Origin of the sequence: Pseudomonas sp. BIGb0558, from assembly GCF_024807515.1 — a bacterium.
Taxonomy (GTDB): domain Bacteria; phylum Pseudomonadota; class Gammaproteobacteria; order Pseudomonadales; family Pseudomonadaceae; genus Aquipseudomonas; species Aquipseudomonas yamanorum_A.
Genome location: NZ_JANUEW010000019.1, coordinates 82,361 through 106,497 on the forward strand (window position 1 = coordinate 82,361; position 24,137 = coordinate 106,497).

19 protein-coding genes are annotated in these 24,137 nt (G+C 60.1%); 8 read left to right on the forward strand and 11 right to left on the reverse strand.

Going from position 1 to position 24,137, the window contains the following annotated elements; genetic code table 11:
• Window positions 1-10 precede the first annotated feature (10 nt).
• From bamA to rpsB, 9 genes are all read right to left on the reverse strand, one after another.
• Entirely contained in the window at window positions 11-2,398 is a 2,388-nt protein-coding gene (bamA, locus tag M2400_RS21360; protein ID WP_177042021.1) for an outer membrane protein assembly factor BamA, read from the reverse strand.
• A gap of 74 nt (window positions 2,399-2,472) precedes the next feature.
• Window positions 2,473-3,825: a sigma E protease regulator RseP gene (gene rseP, locus M2400_RS21365; protein WP_259198720.1), complete on the reverse strand. Its 1,353-nt coding sequence runs from the start codon at window positions 3,823-3,825 to the stop codon at window positions 2,473-2,475.
• 53 nt (window positions 3,826-3,878) lie between these two features.
• Window positions 3,879-5,069: a 1-deoxy-D-xylulose-5-phosphate reductoisomerase gene (gene ispC / locus M2400_RS21370; RefSeq protein WP_177121143.1), complete on the reverse strand. Its 1,191-nt coding sequence runs from the start codon at window positions 5,067-5,069 to the stop codon at window positions 3,879-3,881.
• Window positions 5,066-5,872 (reverse strand): phosphatidate cytidylyltransferase, encoded by an 807-nt coding sequence (locus M2400_RS21375; RefSeq protein ID WP_177042014.1) that lies wholly within the window; start codon window positions 5,870-5,872, stop codon window positions 5,066-5,068. The genes ispC and M2400_RS21375 overlap by 4 nt, the downstream gene beginning before the upstream one ends.
• Window positions 5,872-6,627 (reverse strand): polyprenyl diphosphate synthase, encoded by a 756-nt coding sequence (gene uppS, locus M2400_RS21380; RefSeq protein ID WP_177042013.1) that lies wholly within the window; start codon window positions 6,625-6,627, stop codon window positions 5,872-5,874. Before uppS ends, M2400_RS21375 begins: the two co-directional genes overlap by 1 nt.
• A 17-nt stretch (window positions 6,628-6,644) precedes the next feature.
• The gene (gene frr, locus M2400_RS21385; protein WP_177042011.1) at window positions 6,645-7,202 is read right to left on the reverse strand and encodes a ribosome recycling factor; all 558 of its coding nucleotides are present in this window, start codon (window positions 7,200-7,202) and stop codon (window positions 6,645-6,647) included.
• Window positions 7,199-7,942 (reverse strand): UMP kinase, encoded by a 744-nt coding sequence (pyrH, locus tag M2400_RS21390; RefSeq protein WP_003219327.1) that lies wholly within the window; start codon window positions 7,940-7,942, stop codon window positions 7,199-7,201. The genes frr and pyrH overlap by 4 nt, the downstream gene beginning before the upstream one ends.
• A 210-nt stretch (window positions 7,943-8,152) precedes the next feature.
• The gene (gene tsf / locus M2400_RS21395) at window positions 8,153-9,016 is read right to left on the reverse strand and encodes a translation elongation factor Ts (protein ID WP_088423000.1); all 864 of its coding nucleotides are present in this window, start codon (window positions 9,014-9,016) and stop codon (window positions 8,153-8,155) included.
• Window positions 9,017-9,208: 192 nt separating this feature from the next.
• On the reverse strand, window positions 9,209-9,946 hold the full coding sequence (gene rpsB, locus M2400_RS21400) for a 30S ribosomal protein S2 (protein WP_003219330.1): 738 nt from the start codon (window positions 9,944-9,946) through the stop codon (window positions 9,209-9,211).
• Window positions 9,947-10,331: 385 nt separating this feature from the next.
• Here rpsB and map point away from each other — a divergent pair, with 385 nt between their 5' ends.
• The 3 genes from map (at window position 10,332) to dapC (ending at window position 15,215) form a co-directional block, all read left to right on the forward strand.
• Window positions 10,332-11,114 carry a type I methionyl aminopeptidase gene (gene map / locus M2400_RS21405; protein WP_003219332.1) on the forward strand — a complete coding sequence of 261 codons (783 nt, stop codon included), beginning with the start codon at window positions 10,332-10,334 and terminating at the stop codon, window positions 11,112-11,114.
• Between the two features lie 62 nt (window positions 11,115-11,176).
• A complete protein-coding gene (locus tag M2400_RS21410) occupies window positions 11,177-13,879 on the forward strand; it encodes a [protein-PII] uridylyltransferase (RefSeq protein ID WP_177042009.1) in 2,703 nt (900 codons plus the stop codon).
• Window positions 13,880-14,015: 136 nt separating this feature from the next.
• Window positions 14,016-15,215 carry a succinyldiaminopimelate transaminase gene (gene dapC, locus M2400_RS21415; protein WP_259198721.1) on the forward strand — a complete coding sequence of 400 codons (1,200 nt, stop codon included), beginning with the start codon at window positions 14,016-14,018 and terminating at the stop codon, window positions 15,213-15,215.
• A 158-nt stretch (window positions 15,216-15,373) separates the two neighbouring features.
• On the opposite strand, the gene M2400_RS21420 is transcribed toward dapC, so the two are convergent.
• Window positions 15,374-17,017, reverse strand: a complete 1,644-nt coding sequence (locus M2400_RS21420; RefSeq protein WP_177042006.1) for a Na+/H+ antiporter — start codon at window positions 17,015-17,017, stop codon at window positions 15,374-15,376.
• A gap of 213 nt (window positions 17,018-17,230) precedes the next feature.
• Between M2400_RS21420 and M2400_RS21425 the strand changes: the two genes are divergently transcribed.
• The 4 genes from M2400_RS21425 to M2400_RS21440 all read left to right on the forward strand — a co-directional run bounded on the left by M2400_RS21425 (window position 17,231) and on the right by M2400_RS21440 (window position 20,343).
• Window positions 17,231-17,593, forward strand: coding sequence for an ArsC family reductase (locus tag M2400_RS21425; protein WP_053137275.1), 363 nt, complete (start codon window positions 17,231-17,233; stop codon window positions 17,591-17,593).
• A 33-nt stretch (window positions 17,594-17,626) separates the two neighbouring features.
• On the forward strand, window positions 17,627-18,661 hold the full coding sequence (dapD, locus tag M2400_RS21430) for a 2,3,4,5-tetrahydropyridine-2,6-dicarboxylate N-succinyltransferase (RefSeq protein WP_010176763.1): 1,035 nt from the start codon (window positions 17,627-17,629) through the stop codon (window positions 18,659-18,661).
• Window positions 18,662-18,730: 69 nt separating this feature from the next.
• Window positions 18,731-19,936 carry an aminotransferase class V-fold PLP-dependent enzyme gene (locus M2400_RS21435; RefSeq protein WP_177042004.1) on the forward strand — a complete coding sequence of 402 codons (1,206 nt, stop codon included), beginning with the start codon at window positions 18,731-18,733 and terminating at the stop codon, window positions 19,934-19,936.
• Window positions 19,933-20,343: a SufE family protein gene (locus M2400_RS21440; protein WP_177042002.1), complete on the forward strand. Its 411-nt coding sequence runs from the start codon at window positions 19,933-19,935 to the stop codon at window positions 20,341-20,343. Before M2400_RS21435 ends, M2400_RS21440 begins: the two co-directional genes overlap by 4 nt.
• 120 nt (window positions 20,344-20,463) lie before the next feature.
• Here the strand turns inward: M2400_RS21440 and tcdA are convergent, their stop codons facing one another.
• Window positions 20,464-21,273 (reverse strand): tRNA cyclic N6-threonylcarbamoyladenosine(37) synthase TcdA, encoded by an 810-nt coding sequence (gene tcdA, locus M2400_RS21445; protein ID WP_177048605.1) that lies wholly within the window; start codon window positions 21,271-21,273, stop codon window positions 20,464-20,466.
• A 218-nt stretch (window positions 21,274-21,491) separates the two neighbouring features.
• Between tcdA and M2400_RS21450 the strand changes: the two genes are divergently transcribed.
• Entirely contained in the window at window positions 21,492-24,083 is a 2,592-nt protein-coding gene (locus M2400_RS21450; RefSeq protein WP_177131720.1) for a glycosyltransferase, read from the forward strand.
• The last annotated feature ends 54 nt before the right edge of the window (window positions 24,084-24,137 follow it).

Below are 24,137 nucleotides of genomic sequence, written 5' to 3' on the forward strand. Positions count from 1 at the left end.
GGTCAGACGCTTAGAACGTCTGGCCGAGGGAGAATTGGAAAATCTGGGTTTCAGCGTTATCCGGTTTCTTGATCGGCATGGCCAGAGCAAAGCTCAACGGGCCCAGCGCCGTCACCCAGGTCACGCCCACACCGACAGAACTCGCCAGGTTGCTCAGACTTACGTCGTTGCACTGCGTGTTGGACTTCGAGCCATTGGGGTTGGTGACCTGTTCGCACTTGGAGTCGAACACGTTACCCACATCCCAGAAGACCGAAGTACGCAGGGAACGTTGATCTTTCACGAATGGCAGCGGGAACAGGATCTCCGCACCACCCTGGATCAGAACGTTACCACCGAATGGCAGCGGGTCGTTGTCCGAGTCAGCCACAGTACCTTGGTTACCGGTCACACCCACGCCACGGCTTGGAGTACCACGAGGACCCAGGGTGCTGTCCTTGAAGCCACGTACCGAGTTGAAACCACCAGCATAGTAGTTCTCATAGAACGGCAAGCCGCTGGTCGAACCATAACCATCGCCATAACCCAGCTCGGTGTGCAGGCGCATGGTGTAGTTTTCGCTCAATGGCTGGAACAACTGGCCACGGTAGTCGAGTTTGAAGAACGACAGGTCGCTGCCCGGCGTGGTTGCTTCCAGAGTCAGGCTCTGGGAATGGCCACGGGTTGCCAGCACACCTTTGTTCAGGGTCGATTCCGACCAACCGGCCGAAGCCTTGAAGTTCAGGAACTGGTCGCCTTCTTTACGCACGAAGTTGAAGATTTCATCCACGGTGTACACACCGGTCTTGATCTTGTCTTGTTGCGCGGTCAGGCCGAAGGTCAGACGCGAGGTCTCACTGATCGGGTAACCAATGTTGGCGCCAACACCCAGGCTGTCGATTGCATAGCTTGCAACGTCGACGTCGAGGTCTTTGTAGTCGGTTGTGCGGTAGAAGGCGTTGTAGCCCAGGCTCACACCGTCAGCAGTCCAGTAGGGGTCGACATAACCGAAGTTATAGCGGCTCTGGTATTCGCTTCGGGTCAGGCCGATGGAAACCTTGTTACCGGTACCGAGGAAGTTGTTCTGGGTGATCGAACCACCGAGGATCAGGCCGGCACTCTGGGCGAAACCGACACTGGCGGTAATCGAACCGGAAGCCTGCTCTTCTACGGCGTAGTTCACGTCAACCTGGTCATCCACACCCGGTACAGCCGGGGTTTCGACGTTGACTTCTTTAAAGAAGCCCAGACGCTCAAGGCGAACCTTGGACTGGTCGATCAGGTAAGTCGACGCCCAGCCACCTTCCATCTGACGCATTTCACGGCGCAGCACTTCGTCGGCAGACTTGGTGTTGCCACGGAAGTTGATGCGGTTCACGTAGGCGCGCTTGCCCGGATCGACGACGAAGGTGATGTCCACGGTGTGGTCTTCATCATGCGGGGTCGGTACGCCGTTGACGTTGGCGAAGGTATAGCCTTCGTTACCCAGGCGACGGGTGATCAGCTCGGACGTGGTGGTCATCAGCTTGCGCGAGAACACCTGGTCTTTCTGCACCAGCAACAGGGACTTGACCTGGTCTTCAGGCACTTTCAAGTCGCCGCTGAGCTTGACGTCACGAACCTTGTACTTCTCGCCTTCGTTGACGTTGACAGTGATATAGACGTGCTTCTTGTCCGGGGTGATGGACACCTGGGTCGAAGCAATATCCATGTTGATATAGCCACGGTCCAGGTAGTAGGAACGCAGGCGCTCCAGGTCACCGGACAGTTTTTCACGAGCGTACTTGTCATCGTTCTTGAAGAACGACAGCCAGTTGGTGGTCTTGAGCTCGAACAGGTCGATCAGGTCATCATCGGAGAACTTGGTGTTACCCACCACGTTGATGTGCTGGATGGCCGCCACGGTGCCTTCGTTGATGTTCACCTTCAGGCCGACGCGGTTACGCGGCTGCGGCACGACCTCGGTCTCGACAGTAGCCGAGTAACGCCCCTGCGCGACGTACTGGCGTTGCAGCTCGTTACGTACGCCTTCGAGGGTGGCACGCTGGAAGATCTCGCCTTCGGCAAGGCCCGATTGCTTCAGGCCTTTCATCAAGTCTTCAGTGGAGATCGCCTTGTTGCCTTCGATCTCGATACTGGCGACAGACGGCCGCTCGACGACAGTGATGACGAGGACGTTACCTTCGCGACCCAGTTGGATATCTTGAAAGAACCCGGTTTTGAACAGCGCACGAGTGGATTCCACCAGGCGACGGTCATCAGCCTGTTCCCCGACGTTCAACGGCAAGGCACCAAAGACGCTACCCGCGGAAACCCGCTGGAGGCCGTTGACGCGAATATCGGAGATGGTGAAGGACTCGGCGTGAACTTCGGCGATCATCAATACGGTGAGAACCGCAGTTAGCAGCAGACGTTTCATGAAGTCCTTTCTTATTCCAACTGGCAATAAACAAACTGCCGCAAAATGCGGCAGATTCGCAATTCAGCGAAGCGTTACAGTCGTCCCAGATCGTTGACCAAGGCTAACAACATCACCCCGACCACCAAACTGATACCGATCTGTATCCCCCAACCCTGCACCCGATCCGACAAGGGGCGACCACGCACCCACTCGACCAGATAAAACAACAGATGCCCCCCATCCAATACTGGAATGGGCAACAAATTCAGAACCCCAAGGCTAATACTCAGATAAGCCAGGAAATTCAGGAAATCTACAACGCCCGACTGGGCAGAAGCGCCCGCCACTTTAGCAATGGTTATCGGTCCACTCAAGTTTTTTACCGAGAGCTCGCCGAACAACATTTTCTTGAGGGAATCGAGGGTCAGCACACTCATGGTCCAGGTGCGTCTCGCGCCCTCGCCAATTGCCGCCAACGGCCCGAAACTGACCTCTCGCACCATCGAAGGTGGCCACTCGACACCCTTGACCCCTGCACCCAGGTAACCCCCGGCCGCCTTGGCTTCCCCACGAACCGCCAGGGTTACAGGGATGTCGATTTGAGCACCCTCGCGCTCAACTTTCAGCACAATTTTGGTATCAGGGCGTACACACACCAGGTCGACCACTTGCTGCCAATCGTTGAGCGCCTGGCCATCCAGCGCCAGCAGGCGATCACCGGTTTTCAGACCCGCGGCCTGGGCCGGCCCCTTCGGATCCAGCTCTGCCAGTACCGGCGGCAAGGCCGGGCGCCATGGGCGAATACCCAGGGACTTGATCGGATCAGGCTCATCGGAGCCCTTCAGCCAGTGGTCCAGGGTGAGCTCGCGCGGCGTTTCAGCCGTGGAGTCCGGCTCGCGCACCACCAACTTGACGATGCCGCTTTCACCCAGGCGACGCACCAACTGCAAATTGACCGCCCCCCAACCCGTGGTTGGCTCGCCATCAACTGCAACAATTTCTTGACCGGCAGTCAGGCCAGCCTTGGCCGCCATGCTGTCCGCCTCGACGGCACCAATGACCGGGCGCACCTGCTGGCTGCCCAACATGGCCAAGACCCAGAAAAACACCATGGCCAACAGAAAGTTGGCGATCGGGCCTGCCGCAACAATGGCAATACGCTGACGAACGGTCTTGCGATTAAAGGATTGGTCCAATTGATCAGCCGGCACTTCGCCTTCACGCTCATCGAGCATCTTGACGTAGCCGCCCAGCGGAATGGCAGCAATCACAAACTCGGTACCGCGACGGTCGTGCCAGCGCAGCAAGGGCATGCCGAAGCCTACGGAAAAGCGCAGTACCTTGACGCCGCAACGACGCGCGACCCAGAAATGGCCGAACTCGTGGAAGGTGACCAGCACACCCAGAGCAACCAGGGTGCCGACAATCATGTAGAGCGCACTCATCTAATTTCTCCGCATTTCAATCCAGTGCCTGAAGGCTCAAACACGCCAAAAGGCTAACGCGTATTGCGGTTCAACCATTGCTCGGCCAAGGCCCGGGCCTTGGCATCCGCCTCGAACACCGCGCCAAGGTCATTCACGGCGACGACGGGCTCAACGTTTAAAACGTCCTCGATGATACTCGCGATCTGCGGAAAGCGGACGCGCCGATCAAGAAACGCCGCCACGGCCACTTCGTTGGCCGCATTCAGCATCGCCGGTGCACTATTACCCGCATCCGCAGCTTGCCGCGCAAGACGCAGGCAAGGGAAGCGCTGCTCGTCAGGCGCTTCGAAATCCAGGCGGGCAATGGCAAACAGATCCAGGGGTGCAACACCCGAGTCAATGCGCTCCGGCCAGGCCAGTGCATTGGCGATCGGCGTGCGCATGTCCGGGTTGCCCAACTGGGCCAATACCGAACCGTCCACGTAATCCACCAGGGAATGAATCACACTTTGCGGGTGAATCACCACCTCGACCTGATCCGGCCGAGCGTCGAACAGCCAGCAGGCCTCGATCAACTCCAGGCCCTTGTTCATCATGCTTGCCGAGTCCACCGAGATCTTGCGCCCCATGGACCAGTTCGGATGAGCACAGGCCTGGTCAGGGGAAACATGCTCCAGCTCGGCCAGCGGCGTCTGCCGGAACGGGCCGCCAGAGGCTGTCAGCAGAATCCGACGCACACCCACCTGGCTCAGCCCACGGGCGAAGTCAGCGGGCATGCACTGGAAAATCGCGTTGTGTTCGCTGTCCAGCGGCAACAGCACGGCGCCGCTCTTGCGCACGGCCTGCATAAAGAGCGCGCCGGACATCACCAGGGCTTCTTTATTGGCCAGCAGAATCTTCTTGCCTGCATCAACGGCGGCCAGGGTCGGACGCAAACCGGCAGCGCCGACAATCGCGGCGACCACGGTGTCGACATCAGGATCAGCCGAAACCTGGCACAACCCCTCCTCCCCCACCAACACCCGGGTCGCCAGGCCCGCGGCGCGCAGGTCATCCTGCAAACCACGCGCAGCTGCCGCTTCCGGCACGACTGCGTATTGCGGCGTGTGCCGCACACACAGCGCCAACAGCTCGCTCAGGCGACTGAAGCCGGTCAATGCGAATACTTGATAACGCTCGGGATGACGAGCAATCACATCGAGTGTGCTGAGCCCCACCGAGCCGGTAGCCCCCAGCACGGTGACCTGTTGCAGGCGGCTCACGAGGCAGCCATCCACAACAGAACGGCAAAAATCGGGATCGCAGCCGTCAGGCTGTCGATACGGTCAAGCACACCACCGTGACCCGGCAGCAGGTTACTGCTGTCCTTGATCCCGGCCTGACGCTTGAACATGCTTTCGGTGAGGTCACCGACCACCGAGATGAACACGACCACCGCCGCACCCACCAGGGCCAGGAGCATTTCCTTGACGGTCCAGCCGCGCACCACACCGACCACAATCGTAATCACCAGGGTCAATGCCAGGCCGCCATACACGCCTTCCCAGCTTTTGCCCGGGCTGACAGCCGGCGCCAGCTTGCGCTTGCCGAAAGCACGGCCGGAGAAGTAGGCACCGATATCGGCGCCCCACACCAGCACCATCACCGCCATGATCAGCCAGTTACCCAACTGCATGTGCTTGATGTAGACCAGGCCTTGCCAGGCAGGCAGCAGAATCAAAAGGCCGATCACCAGCTTGCAGGCGACACTGGACCAGTGACTGCTGGTGCCTGGATAGGTCAGCACCAGATACGTCGCCAACGCCCACCACAACACCGCCGCACCCAGCACCCAAGGTGCCACGCCCGGCAGGATGTACATCAGGAACATCAACAGCGCCACGACAGCGGCGTATACCACACGAGGCAACTGCGCGGCGAAACCCGCCAGGCGCGCCCACTCCCATGCACCCAGCGTCACAACCAGGCCGATGAACAGCGCGAAATTCGCCCCTTCAAGCAGGAAAAACCCGCACAGGGCAATAGGCAGCAGGATCAGCGCCGTGATGATTCGTTGTTTAAGCATTAAACCCGGGCTCCAGCTTCGATCTGCTCGCTCGTTTTACCGAAGCGACGCTGACGGGAAGCGAAATCGGCCAGCGCGTTGCGCATGGCATCGTGTTTGAAGTCCGGCCAGAACAGGTCGGAGAAGTACAATTCGGTATAGGCCAACTGCCACAACAGGAAGTTGCTGATGCGGTGGTCGCCACCGGTACGAATGCACAGATCGGGCAGCGGCAGGTCGCCGGTCACCAGACAGGTTTGCAACAGTTCGGGCGTGATGTCTTCCGGACGCAAATGGCCGGCCTGCACTTCGCGCGCCAGACGCTGCGCAGCCTGGGCGATATCCCACTGGCCGCCGTAGTTGGCTGCAATCTGCAGCACAAAACGGTCACTGCCGGCAGTGATTGCCTCGGCTTCGCGCATCGCCGCCTGCAACTCTGGATGGAACCGCGAGCGGTCGCCGATGATGCGCAGGCTGATGTTGTTCTCGTTCAGGCGCTTGGCCTCACGACGCAGGGCCTTGAAGAACAGGTCCATCAAGGCACTGACCTCCTCGGCCGGGCGCTGCCAGTTTTCACTGGAGAACGCGAACAAGGTCAACACTTCGACCTTGGCCTCGGCACACACCTCGATCACGGCACGCACAGCATCGACACCCGCTTTATGCCCGGCAACACCCGGCATAAAGCGCTTCTTCGCCCAGCGATTATTCCCATCCATGATGATCGCGACATGGCGCGGCACCACGGAGGGCACAGTCTGCTTGGTCTTTTCCATGAAGGCGTCCTGACCCTTTATACGGCCATCAGGTCCTTTTCTTTATCTTCCGTGGCCTTGGTGATCTGGGCCTCGGCGTCTTTCGTCAGCTTGTCGATATCAGCAACGGCACGGCGCTCTTCGTCTTCGCTGATTTCCTTGTCCTTGACCAGTTTCTTCAGGTCACCCAAGGCATCACGACGGATGTTGCGCACTGCAACACGTGCATCTTCAGCGGCGCTGCGGGCCTGCTTGGTGAAGCCCTTGCGGGTTTCCTCGGTCAGGGCCGGCATGGAGATCAGCAGCAATTCGCCCAGGTTGGTCGGATTGAGGTTCAAGCCGGCGCTCTGGATGGCCTTGTCGACAGCGCCGAGCATGTTGCGCTCGAACGCCACGACCTGGAGGGTACGGGAGTCTTTTACAGTGATGTTGGCCACTTGGGTGATGGAGGTATCAGTGCCGTAGTACGGCACCATCACACTGCCCAGAATGCTTGGGTGCGCCTTGCCGGTACGAATCTGGCCAAATGCATGGTTCAGAGACTCCAGGGATTTGTGCATGCGCTCTTGAGCGTCTTTTTTGATTTCGTTGATCATTGTTCGATTTCCTCGATCAGAGTCCCTTCCGCGCCGCCGTGTACGATGTTCAGCAGGGCGCCGGGCTTGTTCATGTTAAATACGCGCAACGGCATCTTGTGGTCGCGGCACAAGCAAATTGCCGTCAGGTCCATCACGCCCAGCTTGCGATCCAGTACTTCATCATAAGTCAGATGATCGAACTTCTCGGCATGCGGGTCTTTGAATGGGTCTGCAGTGTAAACACCGTCAACCTTGGTGGCTTTGAGCACCACGTCCGCGTTGATCTCGATACCACGCAGGCACGCAGCCGAATCGGTGGTGAAGAACGGATTACCGGTACCGGCAGCAAAAATCACTACCTCCTTGGCATCCAGATGACGCATGGCTTTGCGACGATCATAGTGATCGGTTACGCCAACCATGGAAATAGCCGACATCACGATCGCGGTGATATTGGCGCGCTCCAGGGCGTCACGCATGGCCAGGGCGTTCATCACAGTGGCCAGCATGCCCATGTGATCGCCTGTCACCCGATCCATGCCAGCGGCGCTCAGTGCCGCACCACGGAACAGGTTGCCGCCGCCGATCACCAGACCGACCTGAACACCGATACCGACCAGTTGGCCGACTTCCAGTGCCATGCGGTCGAGTACTTTGGGATCAATCCCAAACTCTTCCGACCCCATCAGGGCCTCGCCGCTAAGCTTGAGTAGAATGCGTTTATAGCGAGCCTGATGACCACTGCCCTGCTGAGCCATTGCGAATCTCTCCTGCGGCGTATTTTTGAAAATTCTTGGCAAGCCGTTTACGGCCTGCGTTCACTCTAGCTTGACGCTGTCACAGCGCCATCGGAACACGGCTTTGTAAGCCAGTTCCAAAGGGAAACCAATAAAAATTGATCACCCCATTTGAAAAGAGGCTGCGCGCGTAAGCGGGCAGCCTCTTTTGGGCGACAGTTGAAAACTGTCTTACTGCTTGGCGGCAGCCAGCTGGGCGGCAACTTCTTCAGCAAAGTTGTCGACCGGCTTCTCGATACCGTCGCCTACTTTGTAGTAGGTGAAGGAAACGATTTCAGCACCGGCTTTCTTGGCCAGCTCGCCAACCTTGATTTCAGGGTTCTTGACGAACGCCTGCTCAACCAGGGAAGCCTCAGCCAGGAACTTGCTGATACGGCCCTTGATCATGTTTTCAACGATGTTTTCCGGCTTGCCGGCGATTTTGTCAGCGTTGAGGCTCAGGAACACGGCTTTTTCGCGTTCGATTGCTTCAGCGGACACTTCCGATGGCAGCAGGAATTCAGGGTTGCTGGCCGCTACGTGCATAGCGATGTCTTTGGCCAGTTCAACGTTGCCGCCTTTAAGGGCAACCACAACGCCGATCTTGTTACCGTGCAGGTAACCACCGACAACATCACCTTCAACGCGAGCCAGGCGACGGATGTTGACGTTTTCGCCAACCTTGCCGACCAGTACCAGGCGAGCAGCTTCTTGAGCTTCGATCAGCGGAGCGACGTCAGTCAGCTTGTCAGCGAACGCTTTTTCAACGCTTGCAGCAACAAATGCCTTGAAGTCGTCCTGCAGAGCCAGGAAGTCGGTCTGCGAGTTCACTTCCAGCAGAACGGCGGTCTTACCGTCTTCTTTAAGAGCGATAGCGCCTTCAGCAGCAACGTTGCCTGCTTTCTTGGCAGCCTTGATGGCGCCCGAAGCACGCATGTCATCAATGGCTTTTTCGATGTCGCCGCCGGCCTTGGTCAAGGCCTTTTTGCAATCCATCATGCCTTCGCCGGTACGCTCACGCAGTTCTTTAACCAACGCTGCAGTAATCTCTGCCATTTTCAAAATCCTCTTGGATAGGTTTTCAACCATTCCACCCGATTGAACGGGCGATCAATTCTTCCCGAACCACCCTTGTAGGCCGCTGCACGTTACAGATGTTGTAGCTGCGCTGCAGACAAATGGTTTTCGAGGTGGCAAAAAGGGGGCCAAGCCCCCTTTTTGCTTACTGAGTCAACGCCAAGGCGTCAGTTACTCAGCTGCTGCTACCGGAGCTTCTTCAACGAACTGCTCGGTGCCGCCAGCAACGTGGTTGCGGCCACGGATTACAGCGTCAGCCATCGAACCCATGTACAGCTGGATAGCGCGGATTGCGTCATCGTTGCCTGGGATGATGTAGTCAACGCCTTCCGGGCTGCTGTTGGTATCGACTACGCCGATAACCGGGATGCCCAGCTTGTTGGCTTCGGTGATCGCGATGCGCTCGTGATCAACGTCGATAACGAACAGTGCGTCAGGCAGACCGCCCATGTCCTTGATACCACCCAGGGAACGATCGAGCTTTTCCAGGTCGCGAGTGCGCATCAGCGCCTCTTTCTTGGTCAGCTTGGCGAAAGTACCGTCTTCGGCTTGCACTTCAAGGTCACGCAGACGCTTGATGGAAGCACGGATGGTTTTGAAGTTGGTCAGCATGCCGCCCAACCAGCGGTGATCGACGTACGGCGAACCGCAACGTGCTGCTTCTTCAGCAACGATCTTGCCAGCGGAACGCTTGGTGCCGACGAACAGAATCTTGTTTTTGCCCTGGGCCAGACGCTCTACGAAAGTCAGAGCTTCGTTGAACATTGGCAGGGTTTTTTCAAGGTTGATGATGTGGATCTTGTTACGCGCGCCGAAAATGTATTTACCCATTTTCGGGTTCCAGTAACGGGTCTGGTGACCGAAGTGCACACCGGCCTTCAGCATATCGCGCATGTTGACTTGGGACATGATAGTTCCTTAATAAGTCGGGTTTGGCCTCCACGTATCCCAATGACCAACCAGCGGCATTCGCCTCCGGCACCCAGGTCATCGTGTCGACACGTGTGTGGATTTAAGCTTTGCGGGGTATCCCCGGAAAGCGGCGCATTTTATACCACACAGCTTGCAAAAACGAAACCCGCAATCACATTTGCCGCCTGTCGCTTTTGCCTAAGCCTTTGAATAAAGCCAGAATGCCCCCATCCTTATAGACAGAAGCGATCGCCAGACGCTCATGGTTTCACCCCTGCGTCTGCTAGAATCGCGTTTTTTGGGCTTGTGCGAATTCTGCAACCTTTTGTCGCACACCCGTAAACCGTATTGATTTCAGCGCGTCGCGCTAGAGAGAGCCTGTATGACCGTCACCCTCAAAACCGCCGAAGACATCGCTGGCATGCGCGTTGCCGGCAAACTGGCTGCCGACGTGCTGGAAATGATTGCCGAACACGTCAAGCCCGGCGTCACCACCGAAGCGCTGGACCGCATCTGCCACGACTATATTGTCGATGTGCAAAAAGCCATCCCGGCGCCACTGAACTACAAGGGCTTCCCCAAGTCGATCTGCACCTCGATCAACCACGTGGTGTGCCACGGGATTCCCGGCGACAAGCCCCTGAAAGACGGTGACACCCTGAACATCGACGTTACTGTGATCAAGGACGGCTACCACGGCGACACCAGCCGCATGTTCCACGTCGGCACCGTGCCAGTGTGGGCTGAGCGCCTGTCGCAAGTGACCCAGGAATGCATGTACAAGGCCATCGAAATCGTCAAGCCCGGCTGCCGCCTGGGCGACATCGGTGAAATCATCCAGAAGCACGCCGAAAAGAACGGCTTCTCGGTGGTCCGTGAGTTCTGCGGCCACGGCATCGGCAAGGTGTTCCATGAAGAGCCACAGATCCTGCACTACGGCCGCGCCGGCACCGGCATGGAGCTCAAGGCAGGCATGACCTTCACCATCGAGCCGATGATCAACCAGGGCAAGGCCGACACCAAGGTGCTGGGCGACGGCTGGACCGCCATCACCAAGGACCGCAAGCTCTCAGCCCAGTGGGAACACACCCTGCTGGTGACCGACACCGGCTACGAGATCTTCACCCTGCGCGCCGATGACACGATTCCTCGCGTTTCGGCGTAATGTTTGCACCGGTTTTCTGATTAGCAACGCTGTGCCCCATAGATAGATAGGAAAACCGATCGATGCCCCAGGTGGATCCCGAACTGTTTGACCGCGGCCAGTTCCAGGCGGAGCTGGCGCTGAAGGCAAGCCCCATCGCCGCCTTCAAGAAGGCCATCCGTCAGGCCCGCGAGGTGCTCGACGAGCGCTTTCGCACTGGCCGGGACATTCGCCGGCTGATCGAGGACCGCGCCTGGTTCGTCGACAACATCCTGCAAAAGGCCTGGGAACAGTTCAGCTGGAGCGAAGACGCCGATATCGCCCTGGTGGCCGTCGGCGGCTATGGCCGGGGCGAACTGCACCCCTACTCCGACATCGACCTGCTGATTTTGCTGGACAGCGCCGACCACGAGATCTTTCGCGACTCCATCGAGCGTTTTCTGACGCTGCTGTGGGACATCGGCCTGGAGGTCGGCCAAAGCGTGCGCTCGGTGGACGAATGCGCCCAGGAAGCCCGCGCCGACCTGACGGTGATCACCAACCTGATGGAAAGCCGCACCATCGCCGGCCCCGAGCACCTGCGCCAGCGCATGCTGGAAGTCACCAGCACCGCGCACATGTGGCCGAGCAAGGAGTTCTTCCTGGCCAAGCGCGCCGAGCAGAAGGCCCGGCACCACAAGTACAACGACACCGAATACAACCTGGAACCCAACGTCAAAGGTTCCCCGGGCGGCCTGCGGGATATCCAGACGATCCTGTGGGTTGCCCGTCGCCAGTACGGCACCCTGAACCTGCGGGCCCTGGCCGGGGAAGGCTTTCTGGTAGAGAGCGAAAACGCCCTGCTGGCCTCCTCCCAGGAATTCCTCTGGAAAGTGCGCTACGCGCTGCACATGCTGGCCGGCCGCTCCGAAGACCGCCTGCTGTTCGATCACCAGCGCTCCATCGCGACCTTGCTGGGGTTTGAAGGTGAAGACGCGAAGACCAGCATCGAAAGCTTCATGCAGCAGTATTACCGGGTGGTGATGAGCATTGCCCAGCTCAGCGACCTGATCATCCAGCACTTCGAAGAAGTGATCCTGGCCCCGGAAGACGAAGCACCGCCGCAGCCGATCAACTCGCGCTTCCAGTTGCACGATGGCTACATCGAAGCCCGCAACGACAACGTGTTCAAACGCACGCCGTTCGCCATGCTGGAAATCTTCGTGCTGATGGCCCAACAGCCGGAAATCAAGGGTGTGCGCGCCGACACCATTCGCCTGCTGCGGGAAAACCGCCACCTGATCGACGACGATTTCCGCCACGACATCCGCAACACCAGCCTGTTTATCGAACTGTTCAAGTGCAAGATCGGTATCCACCGCAACCTGCGGCGTATGAACCGTTACGGGATCCTGGGGCGTTACCTGCCGGAGTTCGGCTTTATCGTCGGGCAGATGCAACACGACCTGTTCCACATCTATACCGTGGACGCCCACACCCTGAACCTGATCAAACACCTGCGTAAGTTGCAGTACACCCAGGTGTCAGAGAAATTCCCGCTGGCCAGCAAGCTCATGGCGCGCTTGCCCAAGCCTGAATTGATCTACCTCGCCGGCCTGTACCACGACATCGGCAAGGGCCGTCACGGCGATCACTCGGAAATTGGCGCCGTGGATGCCGAAGCGTTCTGCCAGCGTCACCAGTTGCCGCTGTGGGACAGCCGCCTGATCGTATGGCTGGTGCAAAACCACCTGGTGATGTCCACCACCGCCCAGCGCAAGGACTTGTCCGACCCGCAGGTGATCCATGATTTCGCCCAGGCCGTCGGCGACGAAACCCGTCTCGACTACCTGTACGTGCTCACGGTGTCCGACATCAACGCCACCAACCCGACGCTGTGGAACTCCTGGCGCGCCAGCCTGTTGCGCCAGCTCTACACCGAGACCAAGCGTGCCTTGCGTCGCGGCCTGGAGAACCCGGTGGACCGCGAGGAGCAGATCCGTCGCACCCAAAGCGCAGCCCTGGATATCCTGGTGCGTGGCGGCAACGACCCGGACGACGTCGAGCAACTCTGGTCGCAACTGGGGGACGACTACTTCCTGCGCCACACCGCCGGCGACGTGGCCTGGCACAGCGACGCGATCCTGCAGCAGCCGGCCGATGGCGGGCCGCTGGTGCTGATCAAGGAAACCACCCAGCGCGAGTTCGAGGGCGGCACGCAGATCTTCATCTACGCACCCGACCAGCACGACTTCTTCGCCGTGACCGTGGCCGCGATGGACCAGCTCAACCTGAACATTCACGACGCCCGGGTCATCACCTCCAGCAGCCAGTTCACCCTCGACACCTACATCGTGCTCGACACGGAAGGCGAGTCCATCGGTGACAACCCGGAGCGCGTGAAAAAGATCCGCAAAGGCCTCACCGACGCCCTGCGCAACCCCGACGACTACCCGACCATCATCCAGCGCCGGGTGCCGCGCCAGCTCAAACACTTTGCATTCGCCCCCGAGGTGACGATCCACAACGACGCCCAGCGCCCGGTGACCGTACTGGAGCTCAGCGCGCCGGACCGCCCGGGCCTGTTGGCGCGGATCGGCACGATCTTCCTGGAATTCGACCTGTCGTTGCAGAACGCCAAGATCGCGACCCTGGGCGAACGGGTGGAAGACGTGTTCTTTATTACCGATGCCGACAACCAGCCGCTTTCCGACCCTGAACTGTGCCGACGCTTGCAGGAAGCCATCGTCCAGCAGTTGAGCGTCAACCAGGAGACCGGCGTCGAGATGTCCAGACTGACGATTTGATTTTTAACTGTATAAATGCGGTTCCTGTAGGAGCTGGCTTGCCTGCGATGGCATCACCTCGGCGTACCTGATACACCGCGGTGCCTGCATCGCTGGCAAGACAGCTCCTACAGGGAGCCCCGTGATAGAGGCCCTCATGAACAACGCTCTGAACCAGCTGCAGCCTTACCCGTTCGAAAAACTGCGCGTCCTGCTGGGCAGCGTCACGCCGAACCCGGACAAACGCCCGATCGCCCTCTCCATCGGCGAGCCGAAGCACAAATCCCCGCAGTTCGTCGCCGATGCGCTGGCCAACAACCTGGACCAGATGGCGGTGTACCCGACCACCCTGGGCATCCCGGCCCTGCGCGAGGCCATTGGCACCTGGTGCGAACGCCGCTTCAGCGTGCCCAAGGGCTGGCTCGACCCGGCGCGCAATATCCTGCCGGTGAACGGCACCCGTGAAGCGCTGTTCGCCTTCACCCAGACCGTGGTCAACCGTGGTGACGACGCACTGGTGGTCAGCCCGAACCCGTTCTACCAAATCTACGAAGGCGCGGCCTTTCTTGCCGGCGCCAAGCCGCATTACCTGCCGTGCCTGGATGAAAACGGCTTCAACCCGGATTTCGACGCAGTCTCGCCAGACATCTGGAAACGCTGCCAGATCCTGTTCCTGTGCTCCCCTGGCAACCCGACCGGCGCACTGATTCCCGTCGACACCCTGAAAAAGCTGATCGCCCTGGCCGACGAATACGACTTCGTGATCGCCGCCGATGAGTGCTACAGCGAGCTGTACTTCGACGAACAAACCCCGCCGCCGGGCCTGCTCAGCGCCTGCGTGGAACTGGGCCGCCAGGACTTCAAGCGCTGCGTGGTGTTCCACAGCCTGTCCAAGCGCTCCAACCTGCCGGGCCTGCGTTCGGGTTTTGTGGCCGGTGATGCGGATATCCTCAAGGGCTTCCTGCTGTACCGCACCTACCACGGCTGCGCGATGCCGGTGCAAACCCAGCTGGCGAGCATTGCCGCCTGGCAGGACGAAGCCCACGTGCAGGCCAACCGTGACCTGTACCGGGAAAAGTTCGATGCCGTGCTGGCGATCCTGAAGCCGGTGCTGGACGTGCAAAACCCCGACGGCGGTTTCTACCTGTGGCCGAATATCAAAGGTGATGACGCCGCCTTCTGCCGCGACCTGTTCGTGCAAGAACACGTGACCGTGGTGCCGGGTTCGTACCTGTCCCGGGAAGTCGATGGCGTCAACCCGGGCGCCGGGCGTGTGCGCCTGGCGCTGGTTGCGCCGCTGGCCGAGTGCGTGGAAGCAGCCGAGCGGATTCGCGACTTCATCACCCGCAATAAATAACTGCTCTGAATGTGGCGAGGGTGCTTGCTCCCGCTCGGCTGCGCAGCAGTCGTAAACCGGCTGACGCTGTTTCCCTGCATGAATGAAGTCGCCAGCGTTGGGGCGACTTCGTCACCCAGCGGGAGCAAGCTCCCTCGCCACAAGTAAGCACCGCGGTGTTATTTGACGTGACCCAGGTTCGCCTCACTCATATCCAGATCCGCCAACACCTCCCGCAGCACGTCATCACCAATCTGGTGGTGACGACTCAGGCTATACAACTCCAAGCGCTGCGCCCTCAGGGCCTTGAGCCGTAACTTGCGCTCCAGTTGATCCATCTGAAACGCCAATGCCTGGGCTTCCGCCGAGTCGTTGAACACTTCCAGCTGATGACGATATTCCGACATCAACCGCGCCTTGAGCTCAGTGGCCAAGGCTGCCTGGGCGGCATCCTGGGGTGCCGCTTCAGCAGGTTCTTCGGCTTCCAGGGCATGGATCGCCGCTTCAGCGGTTTTCTTCCAGGCGTCACGCACCTCGCTGCGGCGCCTGTCGTCCGGGCTCTTTTCGATTCCCCGCAGCAGAAGCGGCAAGGCAATGCAGGCAGCGACCAGAGACAGCAAAATCACACCCGCGGCAATAAAGATCAGCAGATCACGCTCCGGGAACGCCTCACCGGGCGCCAACAGCAACGGCACCGACATCACACCCGCCAACGTCACCGCACCCCGCACCCCGCCCACGGTCAACAACCAGCAGGAACGGGCTGTGGGCACCAGCGTCAGCTCACTTTTGCCACGCAGACGGCGCAGTAAACCTGACAGGCGCCAGATGCTCTGCACCCAGATAAACCGCAATACCACCAGCACCAGGAAAATCGCGATCACGTCCAGGCAGCGGTACAGCAACGTCGGCCACAGTGTTGGCTCATGGCTGACTACGGCCTTGATGATGTCGGGCAATTGCAGGCCCAGCAGCAGGAAGATCAACCCGTTGAAGGCGAACTCCAGCAGCGACCACACGCTGCGATTGAGCAGCCGGGTGCTGGTCTGGCGCGGCAGCAGGTCCAGCCAGCTTTGCATCATCCCCGCGGCCACCGCTGACAAGATCCCCGATGCGCCTAGGCGTTCCGCCAGCACGTAGGCGGCAAACGGCAGCAACAACATGAACACCACGTGCGTCGCCGGGTCATCCCAGCCGCGGGCGATCATCCAGGACCGCAGGCGGCCCACCAGCCAGCTCAAGGCCACACCAATGGCCAGGCCACCGACCGCAACGAGCACAAAGGTCAGGCTGGCATCCGCCAGGGAAAACACCCCGGTCAGCGCCGCCGCCAGGGCGAACTTGAACGTCACCAAACCCGACGCGTCATTCATCAACGCCTCGCCCTGGAGCATATGCATCAACGGCGTCGGCAAGCGATTCTGGGAAATCGCCGACACCGCCACGGCATCCGTCGGCGACAATACCGCCGCCAGGGCGAAGGCCACCGGCAGCGGGATCGTAGGCAATATCCAATGGATGAAGTAACCGGCGCCCACTACCGTGAACAACACCAGCCCCACCGCCAGCGTCAGGATCGGCCCGCGCAGGCGCCACAGTTCACGCTTGGGCATACGCCAGCCATCGGAGAACAGCAGCGGCGGCAAAAACAGGAAGAGAAACAACTCAGGGTCCAGGGCCACATGCAGCCCCAGGGTCGGCCACGCCAGCAAGGCGCCGGCGGCAATCTGCACCAGCGGCAACGGCAGTGGGATAACACGCCCGACCAGACGCGAAACGCTGACCAGCATCAGCAGGATAAGTACGGTGTAGGCGGTTTGCATAAAGCGGGATTCCCAGACAATCAACTTGCAACAACACACATCAGGCAACAACTCGCCTTTGAAGTGCCATATTAGCCGCCTATGCTGCGCGATGGCCTTTGCACAAAAGTCGCACGTGGGCAAAACACGTTTGTGACGAGCGGCGCCGAAAGCTGCTGGCCATGGCATAATCCGTGACCTTTCATCTCCGTCAGCCCAAAGGGGGGCAATTCCTTGACCGCTTCAAGCAAAACGTTGCACCTTTTCGGCATCAAAGCCTGCGACACCATGAAAAAGGCGCGCACCTGGCTCGATGAACACGCTGTCAGCTATGAGTTTCATGACTACAAAACGGCCGGTATCGACCGCGAACACTTGACCCAATGGTGCAATGAGCACGGTTGGCAGGTGGTTTTGAACCGTGCGGGCACCACCTTTCGCAAACTCGAAGACGAACGCAAAGCCGATCTCGATCAGTCGAAAGCCATTGAATTGATGCTCGCACAACCCTCGATGATCAAGCGCCCGGTGCTTGATCTCGGTGACAGAACCCTGATTGGCTTCAAGCCAGATAGTTATTCGGCGGCCCTCAAGTAGGCCAGCCCACTTCATTTTTGTAGAGGTAATAGCATGTCCAATTCCCTGTTCAGCCTGGGCTTCGGCGTCGGCACTCAGAACCGCCAAGGTGCTTGGCTGGAAGTGTTTTACGCACAACCGCTGCTCAATCCATCGGCTGAAATCATCGCAGCCATCGCTCCAATCCTCGGTTACACCGAAGGCAACCAGGCGATCACCTTCACCGTCACCCAGGCCCTGCAACTGGCTGACGCGCTCAAGGGTGTCGACGCCGCCCAAGCCGCGCTGTTGAGCCGCCTGGCTGAAAGCCACACGCCGCTGGTCGCCACGCTGCTGGCCGAAGACGCCGCGCTGACCTCCACCCCCGAGGCCTACCTCAAGCTGCATTTGCTGTCCCATCGCCTGGTCAAGCCACACGGCCTGAGCCTGGCCGGTGTGTTCCCGCAACTGCCGAACGTGGCCTGGACCAGCCAGGGCGCCATCGACATCGCCGAGCTGGCCGAGCGTCAACTGGAAGCACGCCTGCGTGGCGAGCTGCTGGAAGTGTTCTCGGTGGACAAGTTCCCGAAAATGACCGACTACGTAGTGCCAAGCGGCGTGCGTATCGCTGATGCCGCGCGCATCCGCCTGGGCGCCTACGTGGGTGAAGGCACCACCGTGATGCACGAAGGTTTCGTCAACTTCAACGCCGGCACCGAAGGCCCGGGCATGATCGAAGGCCGTGTGTCGGCTGGCGTATTCGTCGGCAAGGGTTCCGACCTGGGCGGCGGTTGCTCCACCATGGGCACCCTGTCGGGCGGCGGCAACATCGTGATCAAGGTGGGCGAAGGCTGCCTGATCGGCGCCAACGCCGGTATCGGTATCCCGCTGGGCGACCGCAACACCGTGGAGTCGGGCCTGTACGTCACCGCCGGCACCAAGGTTGCGCTGCTGGACGAGGCCAACCAACTGGTCAAAGTGGTCAAGGCCCGTGAGCTGGCCGGCCAACCGGACCTGCTGTTCCGCCGCAACTCCGAGACCGGTGCCGTGGAGTGCAAAACCCACAAATCGGCCATCGAACTGAACGCAGCGCTGCACGCTCACAACTAAGCAGCGACTCGATGCCACTGACGGCCCTCACCTGACCGGTGCGGGCCGTTTATACGAGCCTTGATCACCATGCTTGTGCCCTCTCCCTGGCGCGCCGACTTTCCGGCCATCGCCACCCTGCAACGGCAAGACCAGACCTATCTGGACAACGCCGCTACCACGCAAAAACCTCAAGCCTTGCTGGACGCCATCAGCCATTACTACGCCAATGGCGCAGCCAATGTGCACCGTGCCCAGCATCTGCCGGGCGCTCACGCGACCCAGGCCTTCGAGGACAGTCGCAGCAAGGTGGCACAGTGGCTGAACGTCGGTGACGACGGGCAAATCATCTTTACCCACGGCGCGACTTCGGCGCTGAACCTGCTGGCTTATGGCCTTGAGCACCTATTCAATCCGGGCGACGAGATTGTCATCAGCGCCCTGGAGCACCACGCCAACCTGCTGCCGTGGCAGCAACTGGCCAAACGTCGCGGGCTGGAACTGGTGGTACTGCCGCTTGACGATGACGGCTTGATTGACCTGCAAGCCGCCGCACGTTTGATCGGCCCTCGCACCCGATTGCTGGCGGTGAGCCAACTGTCCAACGTGCTTGGCGCCTGGCAGCCATTGCCGCAATTGCTGGCGCTGGCCAAGGCCCAGCAAGCACTGACCGTTGTCGATGGCGCCCAGGGCATCGTCCATGGCCGCCATGACATGCAGGCCCTGGGCTGCGACTTCTATGTGTTTTCCAGCCACAAGCTCTACGGGCCGGACGGGGTCGGCGTGCTGTATGGCCGCACTGAAGCCCTGCATCACCTGCGTCACTGGCAGTTTGGTGGCGAGATGGTGCAACAGGCTGACTATCAAAGCGCCAGCTTCCGCCCCGCGCCCCTTGGCTTCGAAGCGGGAACACCCCCGATCGCCAGCGTGATCGGCCTGGGCGCAACCCTCGATTACCTGAGTTCCCTGGATCAACAGGCGGTGACGGCCCACGAAGCCGCCCTGCACGACTACCTGCTGCGTGGCCTGCAAGCGCGCAACGGCGTGCGCCTGCTGGGCTCTCCGCAAGTCGCCCTGGCCAGCTTTGTGGTGGAGGGCGTGCACAACGCCGACCTCGCCCACTTGCTGACCGAACAGGGGATTGCCGTGCGCGCCGGCCATCACTGTGCGATGCCGCTGCTCAAGCAGATGGGGCTCTCCGGGGCGATTCGGGTGTCGCTGGCGCTGTACAACGACTCCGACGACCTGGAGCGTTTTTTTGAAGCGCTGGATCAGGCCATGGATATGTTGCGATGAGCTTGCCGACGGACGCGGTTGTCGCGTTGGAAGCGTTCCAGGCGGTCGGCAGTTGGGAACAACGCGCCCGCCTGCTGATGCAATGGGGCGAGCGGTTGCCCGCCTTGCCGGCTGAAGACAAGGTCGACGCCAACCTGGTGCAGGGCTGTGAAAGCCTGGTGTGGCTGGTGGGGCGTTTGCAGGACGGCCACTGGCAGTTTGCCGCCAGCAGCGATGCACGGCTGATTCGCGGGTTGGTGGCGCTGTTGCTGGCGCGGGTTAATGGTTTATCGGCCGCCGAACTGCACTCCGTCGACTTGCCCGACTGGTTTGACCAACTGGCCTTATCGCGGCAGTTATCACCGTCGCGCAGCAATGGCCTGAATGCAGTCTTGCAGCGTATGCGCGACCTGAGCTCAAACACATAACTACTGTGGGAGCTGGCTTGCCTGCGATTGCGGTGTATCAGTCATCGTTGTAGTAACTGACAGACCGCCATCGCAGGCAAGCCAGCTCCCACATTTTTTGATTTGTGTAAGGTGCCAGAATTAAGGGGCCTTGACCCGATCCGAAGGCCGGCGCACCCCGGCCACAATCTTGTCCACCGCCTTGGTCGCCGCCACCATGCCGAAGGTCGCGGTGACCATCATCACCGCGCCAAACCCGCCGGCGCAGTCCAGCTTCACGCCATCCCCGACAAAACTTTTCTGCAAACAGATGCTGCCGTCCGGCTTCGGATAGCGCAGTTGTTCGGTGGAGAACACGCAAGGCACGCTGTAATGGCGGGTCACGGTGCGCGAGAAGCCATAGTCGCGGCGCAAGGTGGAGCGCACTTTCGACGCCAGCGGGTCATTGAACGTACGGTTCAAGTCACACACCTGGATCAGCGTCGGATCAATCTGCCCGCCCGCGCCGCCGGTGGTGATGATCTGGATCTTGCGCCGCTTGCACCAGGCGATCAGCGCCGCCTTGGCGTTCACGCTGTCGATGCAGTCGATCACGCAGTCAATGTTCGGCGTGATGTACTCGGCCATGGTCTCGCGGGTCACGAAGTCCGCCACCGCATGCACAGTGCAGTCGGGGTTGATGCCCTTCAGGCGCTCGGCCATGACCTCGACCTTGGCCTTGCCTACGGTGCTGTCCAGCGCATGTAACTGGCGGTTGCTGTTGCTGACGCACACGTCGTCCAGGTCAAACAGCGAAATCTCGCCTACGCCGCAACGGGCGATGGCTTCCGCCGCCCACGAGCCAACCCCGCCCACGCCGACGATGGCCACATGGGCCGCCTTCAGGCGCTCCAGGCCTTCAATGCCATATAAGCGGGCGACGCCGGCAAACCGTGGATCTTCTGTACTCATGACCATTACCCCAAAAACCGGCGCGCATTATAGGGCGTTGCCGCGACAAGTTCGACGCATCCAGCTACAAGTAAAGAACTTAGGTGAAGTTTCGCTGCCCAATGTCCGGTTTTTCTCGGCTTGCTGTACGGTCAGTGAAAGGCCGGTGTAGGATGCGCGCCGTTCGGCGTTGGCCGACACCTCTTTTCGTTCCACACCTTTTGGAACCCGAAACAGCCATGTCATCGCGTAAATTTGGACTCAACCTGGTGGTGGTGCTGGCAATTGCCGCGCTGTTCACCGGCTTCTGGGCGCTGATCAACCGCCCGGTCACTGCCCCTAACTGGCCTGAACAGATCTCCGGTTTTTCCTACTCGCCGTTCCAGCAAGGCCAGTTCCCACAGAAAGACCAGTATCCGACTGACGATCAAATGCGTCAGGACCTTGCGATCATGAGCAAGCTGACGGACAACATCCGTACCTACTCGGTCGACGGCACCCTGGGGGATATCCCCAAGCTGGCGGAAGAGTTCGGCCTGCGGGTGACCCTGGGGATCTGGATCAGCCCGGACCTTGCGCGCAACGAGCGCGAGATCCAGCGTGCCATCGAGATCGCCAACAGTTCCCGCAGCGTCGTGCGGGTGGTGGTGGGTAACGAAGCGCTGTTCCGTGAGGAAATCACCCCTGAAGCCCTGATTGTGCTGCTGGACCGGGTGCGCGCTGCCGTGAAAGTGCCAGTGACGACTTCCGAGCAATGGCACATCTGGGAAAAGAACCCGCAACTGGCCAAGCACGTCGACCTGATCGCCGCGCACATCCTGCCGTTCTGGGAATTTATCCCGATGGACAAGGCTGGCCAGTACGTACTCGACCGTGCCCGGGACCTGAAGAAACTGTTCCCGAAAAAGCCGCTGCTGCTGTCGGAGGTTGGCTGGCCGAGTAACGGACGCATGCGCGGTGGCAATGAAACGTCCCCGGCCGACCAGGCGATTTACCTGCGCACACTGGTAAACAAGCTCAATCGCCAGGGCTACAACTACTTCGTGATCGAGGCCTTCGACCAGCCTTGGAAAGTCAGCGACGAAGGCTCGGCGGGCGCCTACTGGGGCGTGTACAACGCCGCACGCCAGCAGAAATTCAACTTTGACGGCCCGGTTGTCGCGATCCCGCAATGGCGCGTGCTGGCCATCGGTTCGGTGGTGCTTGCGCTGCTGTCCCTGACCCTGCTGATGATCGACGGCTCGGCCCTGCGCCAGCGTGGCCGCACCTTCCTGACCTTTATCGCGTTCCTGTGCGGTTCGGTGCTGGTGTGGATCGGCTACGACTACAGCCAGCAATACAGCACCTGGTTCAGCGTCACCGTGGGCATCCTCCTGGCCCTCGGCGCCCTCGGCGTGTTTATCGTGCTGCTCACCGAAGCCCACGAACTGGCGGAAGCGGTCTGGACCCACAAACGCCGGCGCGAATTCCTGCCGGTTGAGGGGGATTCGGACTACCGCCCGAAAGTCTCGATCCATGTGCCGTGCTACAACGAGCCGCCGGAGATGGTCAAACAGACCCTCGACGCCCTGGCCGCCCTCGACTATCCGGACTACGAAGTCCTGATCATCGACAACAACACCAAGGACCCGGCCGTGTGGGAGCCCGTGCGCGACTACTGCGAAACCCTGGGCCCGCGCTTCAAGTTCTTCCACGTCTCGCCCCTGGCCGGTTTCAAGGGCGGTGCGCTGAACTACTTGATACCGCATACCGCCAAGGATGCCGAAGTTATCGCCGTGATCGACTCTGATTACTGCGTGTCGCCGAACTGGCTCAAGCACATGGTGCCGCACTTCGCCGACCCGAAAATCGCCGTGGTGCAGTCGCCACAGGATTATCGCGACCAGAACGAAAGCACCTTCAAAAAGCTCTGCTACGCGGAATACAAAGGCTTCTTCCATATCGGCATGGTCACCCGCAACGACCGTGACGCAATCATCCAGCACGGCACCATGACCATGACCCGTCGCTCGGTCCTGGAAGAACTGGGCTGGGCCGACTGGTGCATCTGTGAAGATGCCGAGCTGGGCCTGCGGGTCTTCGAGAAAGGCCTGTCGGCGGCGTACTACCACGACAGCTACGGCAAGGGCCTGATGCCCGATACCTTTATCGACTTCAAGAAACAGCGTTTCCGCTGGGCCTACGGTGCAATCCAGATCATCAAGCGTCACACCGCAAGCCTGTTGCGCGGCAAGGACACCGAGCTGACCCGTGGCCAGCGTTATCACTTCCTCGCAGGCTGGTTGCCGTGGGTGGCGGACGGCATGAACATCTTCTTCACCGTGGGCGCCCTGTTGTGGTCGGCGGCGATGATTATCGTGCCGACGCGGGTTGACCCGCCGCTGCTGATTTTCGCGATCCCGCCCCTGGCGTTGTTCGTGTTCAAGGTCGGCAAGATCATCTTCCTCTACCGTCGTGCGGTGGGTGTGAACCTCAAGGATGCGTTCTGCGCGGCATTGGCCGGGTTGGCGTTGTCCCACACCATCGCCAAGGCGGTGCTGTACGGTTTCTTCACCACCAGCATTCCGTTCTTTCGTACACCGAAGAACGCCGATAACCACGGTTTCTGGGTGGCGATTTCCGAAGCCCGGGAAGAGATGTTCATCATGCTGCTGTTGTGGGGCGCGGCACTGGGGATTTACCTGGTGCAGGGCCTGCCAAGCAATGACATACGCTTCTGGGTGGTGATGTTGCTGGTGCAGTCGCTGCCGTATGTGGCGGCGCTGATCATGGCGTTCCTGTCGTCGCTGCCGAAACCGGCGCCGGCGCAAGAGCCCGCAACCGCCGCTTAAATCCTGCGCAATGCACTAAACGGCGGCCTCTGGCCGCCGTTTTGCTATAAGATA

Coding starts and splice junctions, on each gene's coding strand:
- bamA (WP_177042021.1), bottom strand. CDS start 2,398: ATGAAACGTCTGCTGCTAACTGCGGTTCTCACCGTATTGATGATCGCC.
- rseP (WP_259198720.1), bottom strand. CDS start 3,825: ATGAGTGCGCTCTACATGATTGTCGGCACCCTGGTTGCTCTGGGTGTG.
- M2400_RS21375 (WP_177042014.1), bottom strand. CDS start 5,872: ATGCTTAAACAACGAATCATCACGGCGCTGATCCTGCTGCCTATTGCC.
- uppS (WP_177042013.1), bottom strand. CDS start 6,627: ATGGAAAAGACCAAGCAGACTGTGCCCTCCGTGGTGCCGCGCCATGTC.
- frr (WP_177042011.1), bottom strand. CDS start 7,202: ATGATCAACGAAATCAAAAAAGACGCTCAAGAGCGCATGCACAAATCC.
- pyrH (WP_003219327.1), bottom strand. CDS start 7,942: ATGGCTCAGCAGGGCAGTGGTCATCAGGCTCGCTATAAACGCATTCTA.
- tsf (WP_088423000.1), bottom strand. CDS start 9,016: ATGGCAGAGATTACTGCAGCGTTGGTTAAAGAACTGCGTGAGCGTACC.
- rpsB (WP_003219330.1), bottom strand. CDS start 9,946: ATGTCCCAAGTCAACATGCGCGATATGCTGAAGGCCGGTGTGCACTTC.
- map (WP_003219332.1), top strand. CDS start 10,332: ATGACCGTCACCCTCAAAACCGCCGAAGACATCGCTGGCATGCGCGTT.
- M2400_RS21410 (WP_177042009.1), top strand. CDS start 11,177: ATGCCCCAGGTGGATCCCGAACTGTTTGACCGCGGCCAGTTCCAGGCG.
- dapC (WP_259198721.1), top strand. CDS start 14,016: ATGAACAACGCTCTGAACCAGCTGCAGCCTTACCCGTTCGAAAAACTG.
- M2400_RS21420 (WP_177042006.1), bottom strand. CDS start 17,017: ATGCAAACCGCCTACACCGTACTTATCCTGCTGATGCTGGTCAGCGTT.
- dapD (WP_010176763.1), top strand. CDS start 17,627: ATGTCCAATTCCCTGTTCAGCCTGGGCTTCGGCGTCGGCACTCAGAAC.
- M2400_RS21435 (WP_177042004.1), top strand. CDS start 18,731: ATGCTTGTGCCCTCTCCCTGGCGCGCCGACTTTCCGGCCATCGCCACC.
- M2400_RS21440 (WP_177042002.1), top strand. CDS start 19,933: ATGAGCTTGCCGACGGACGCGGTTGTCGCGTTGGAAGCGTTCCAGGCG.
- tcdA (WP_177048605.1), bottom strand. CDS start 21,273: ATGAGTACAGAAGATCCACGGTTTGCCGGCGTCGCCCGCTTATATGGC.
- M2400_RS21450 (WP_177131720.1), top strand. CDS start 21,492: ATGTCATCGCGTAAATTTGGACTCAACCTGGTGGTGGTGCTGGCAATT.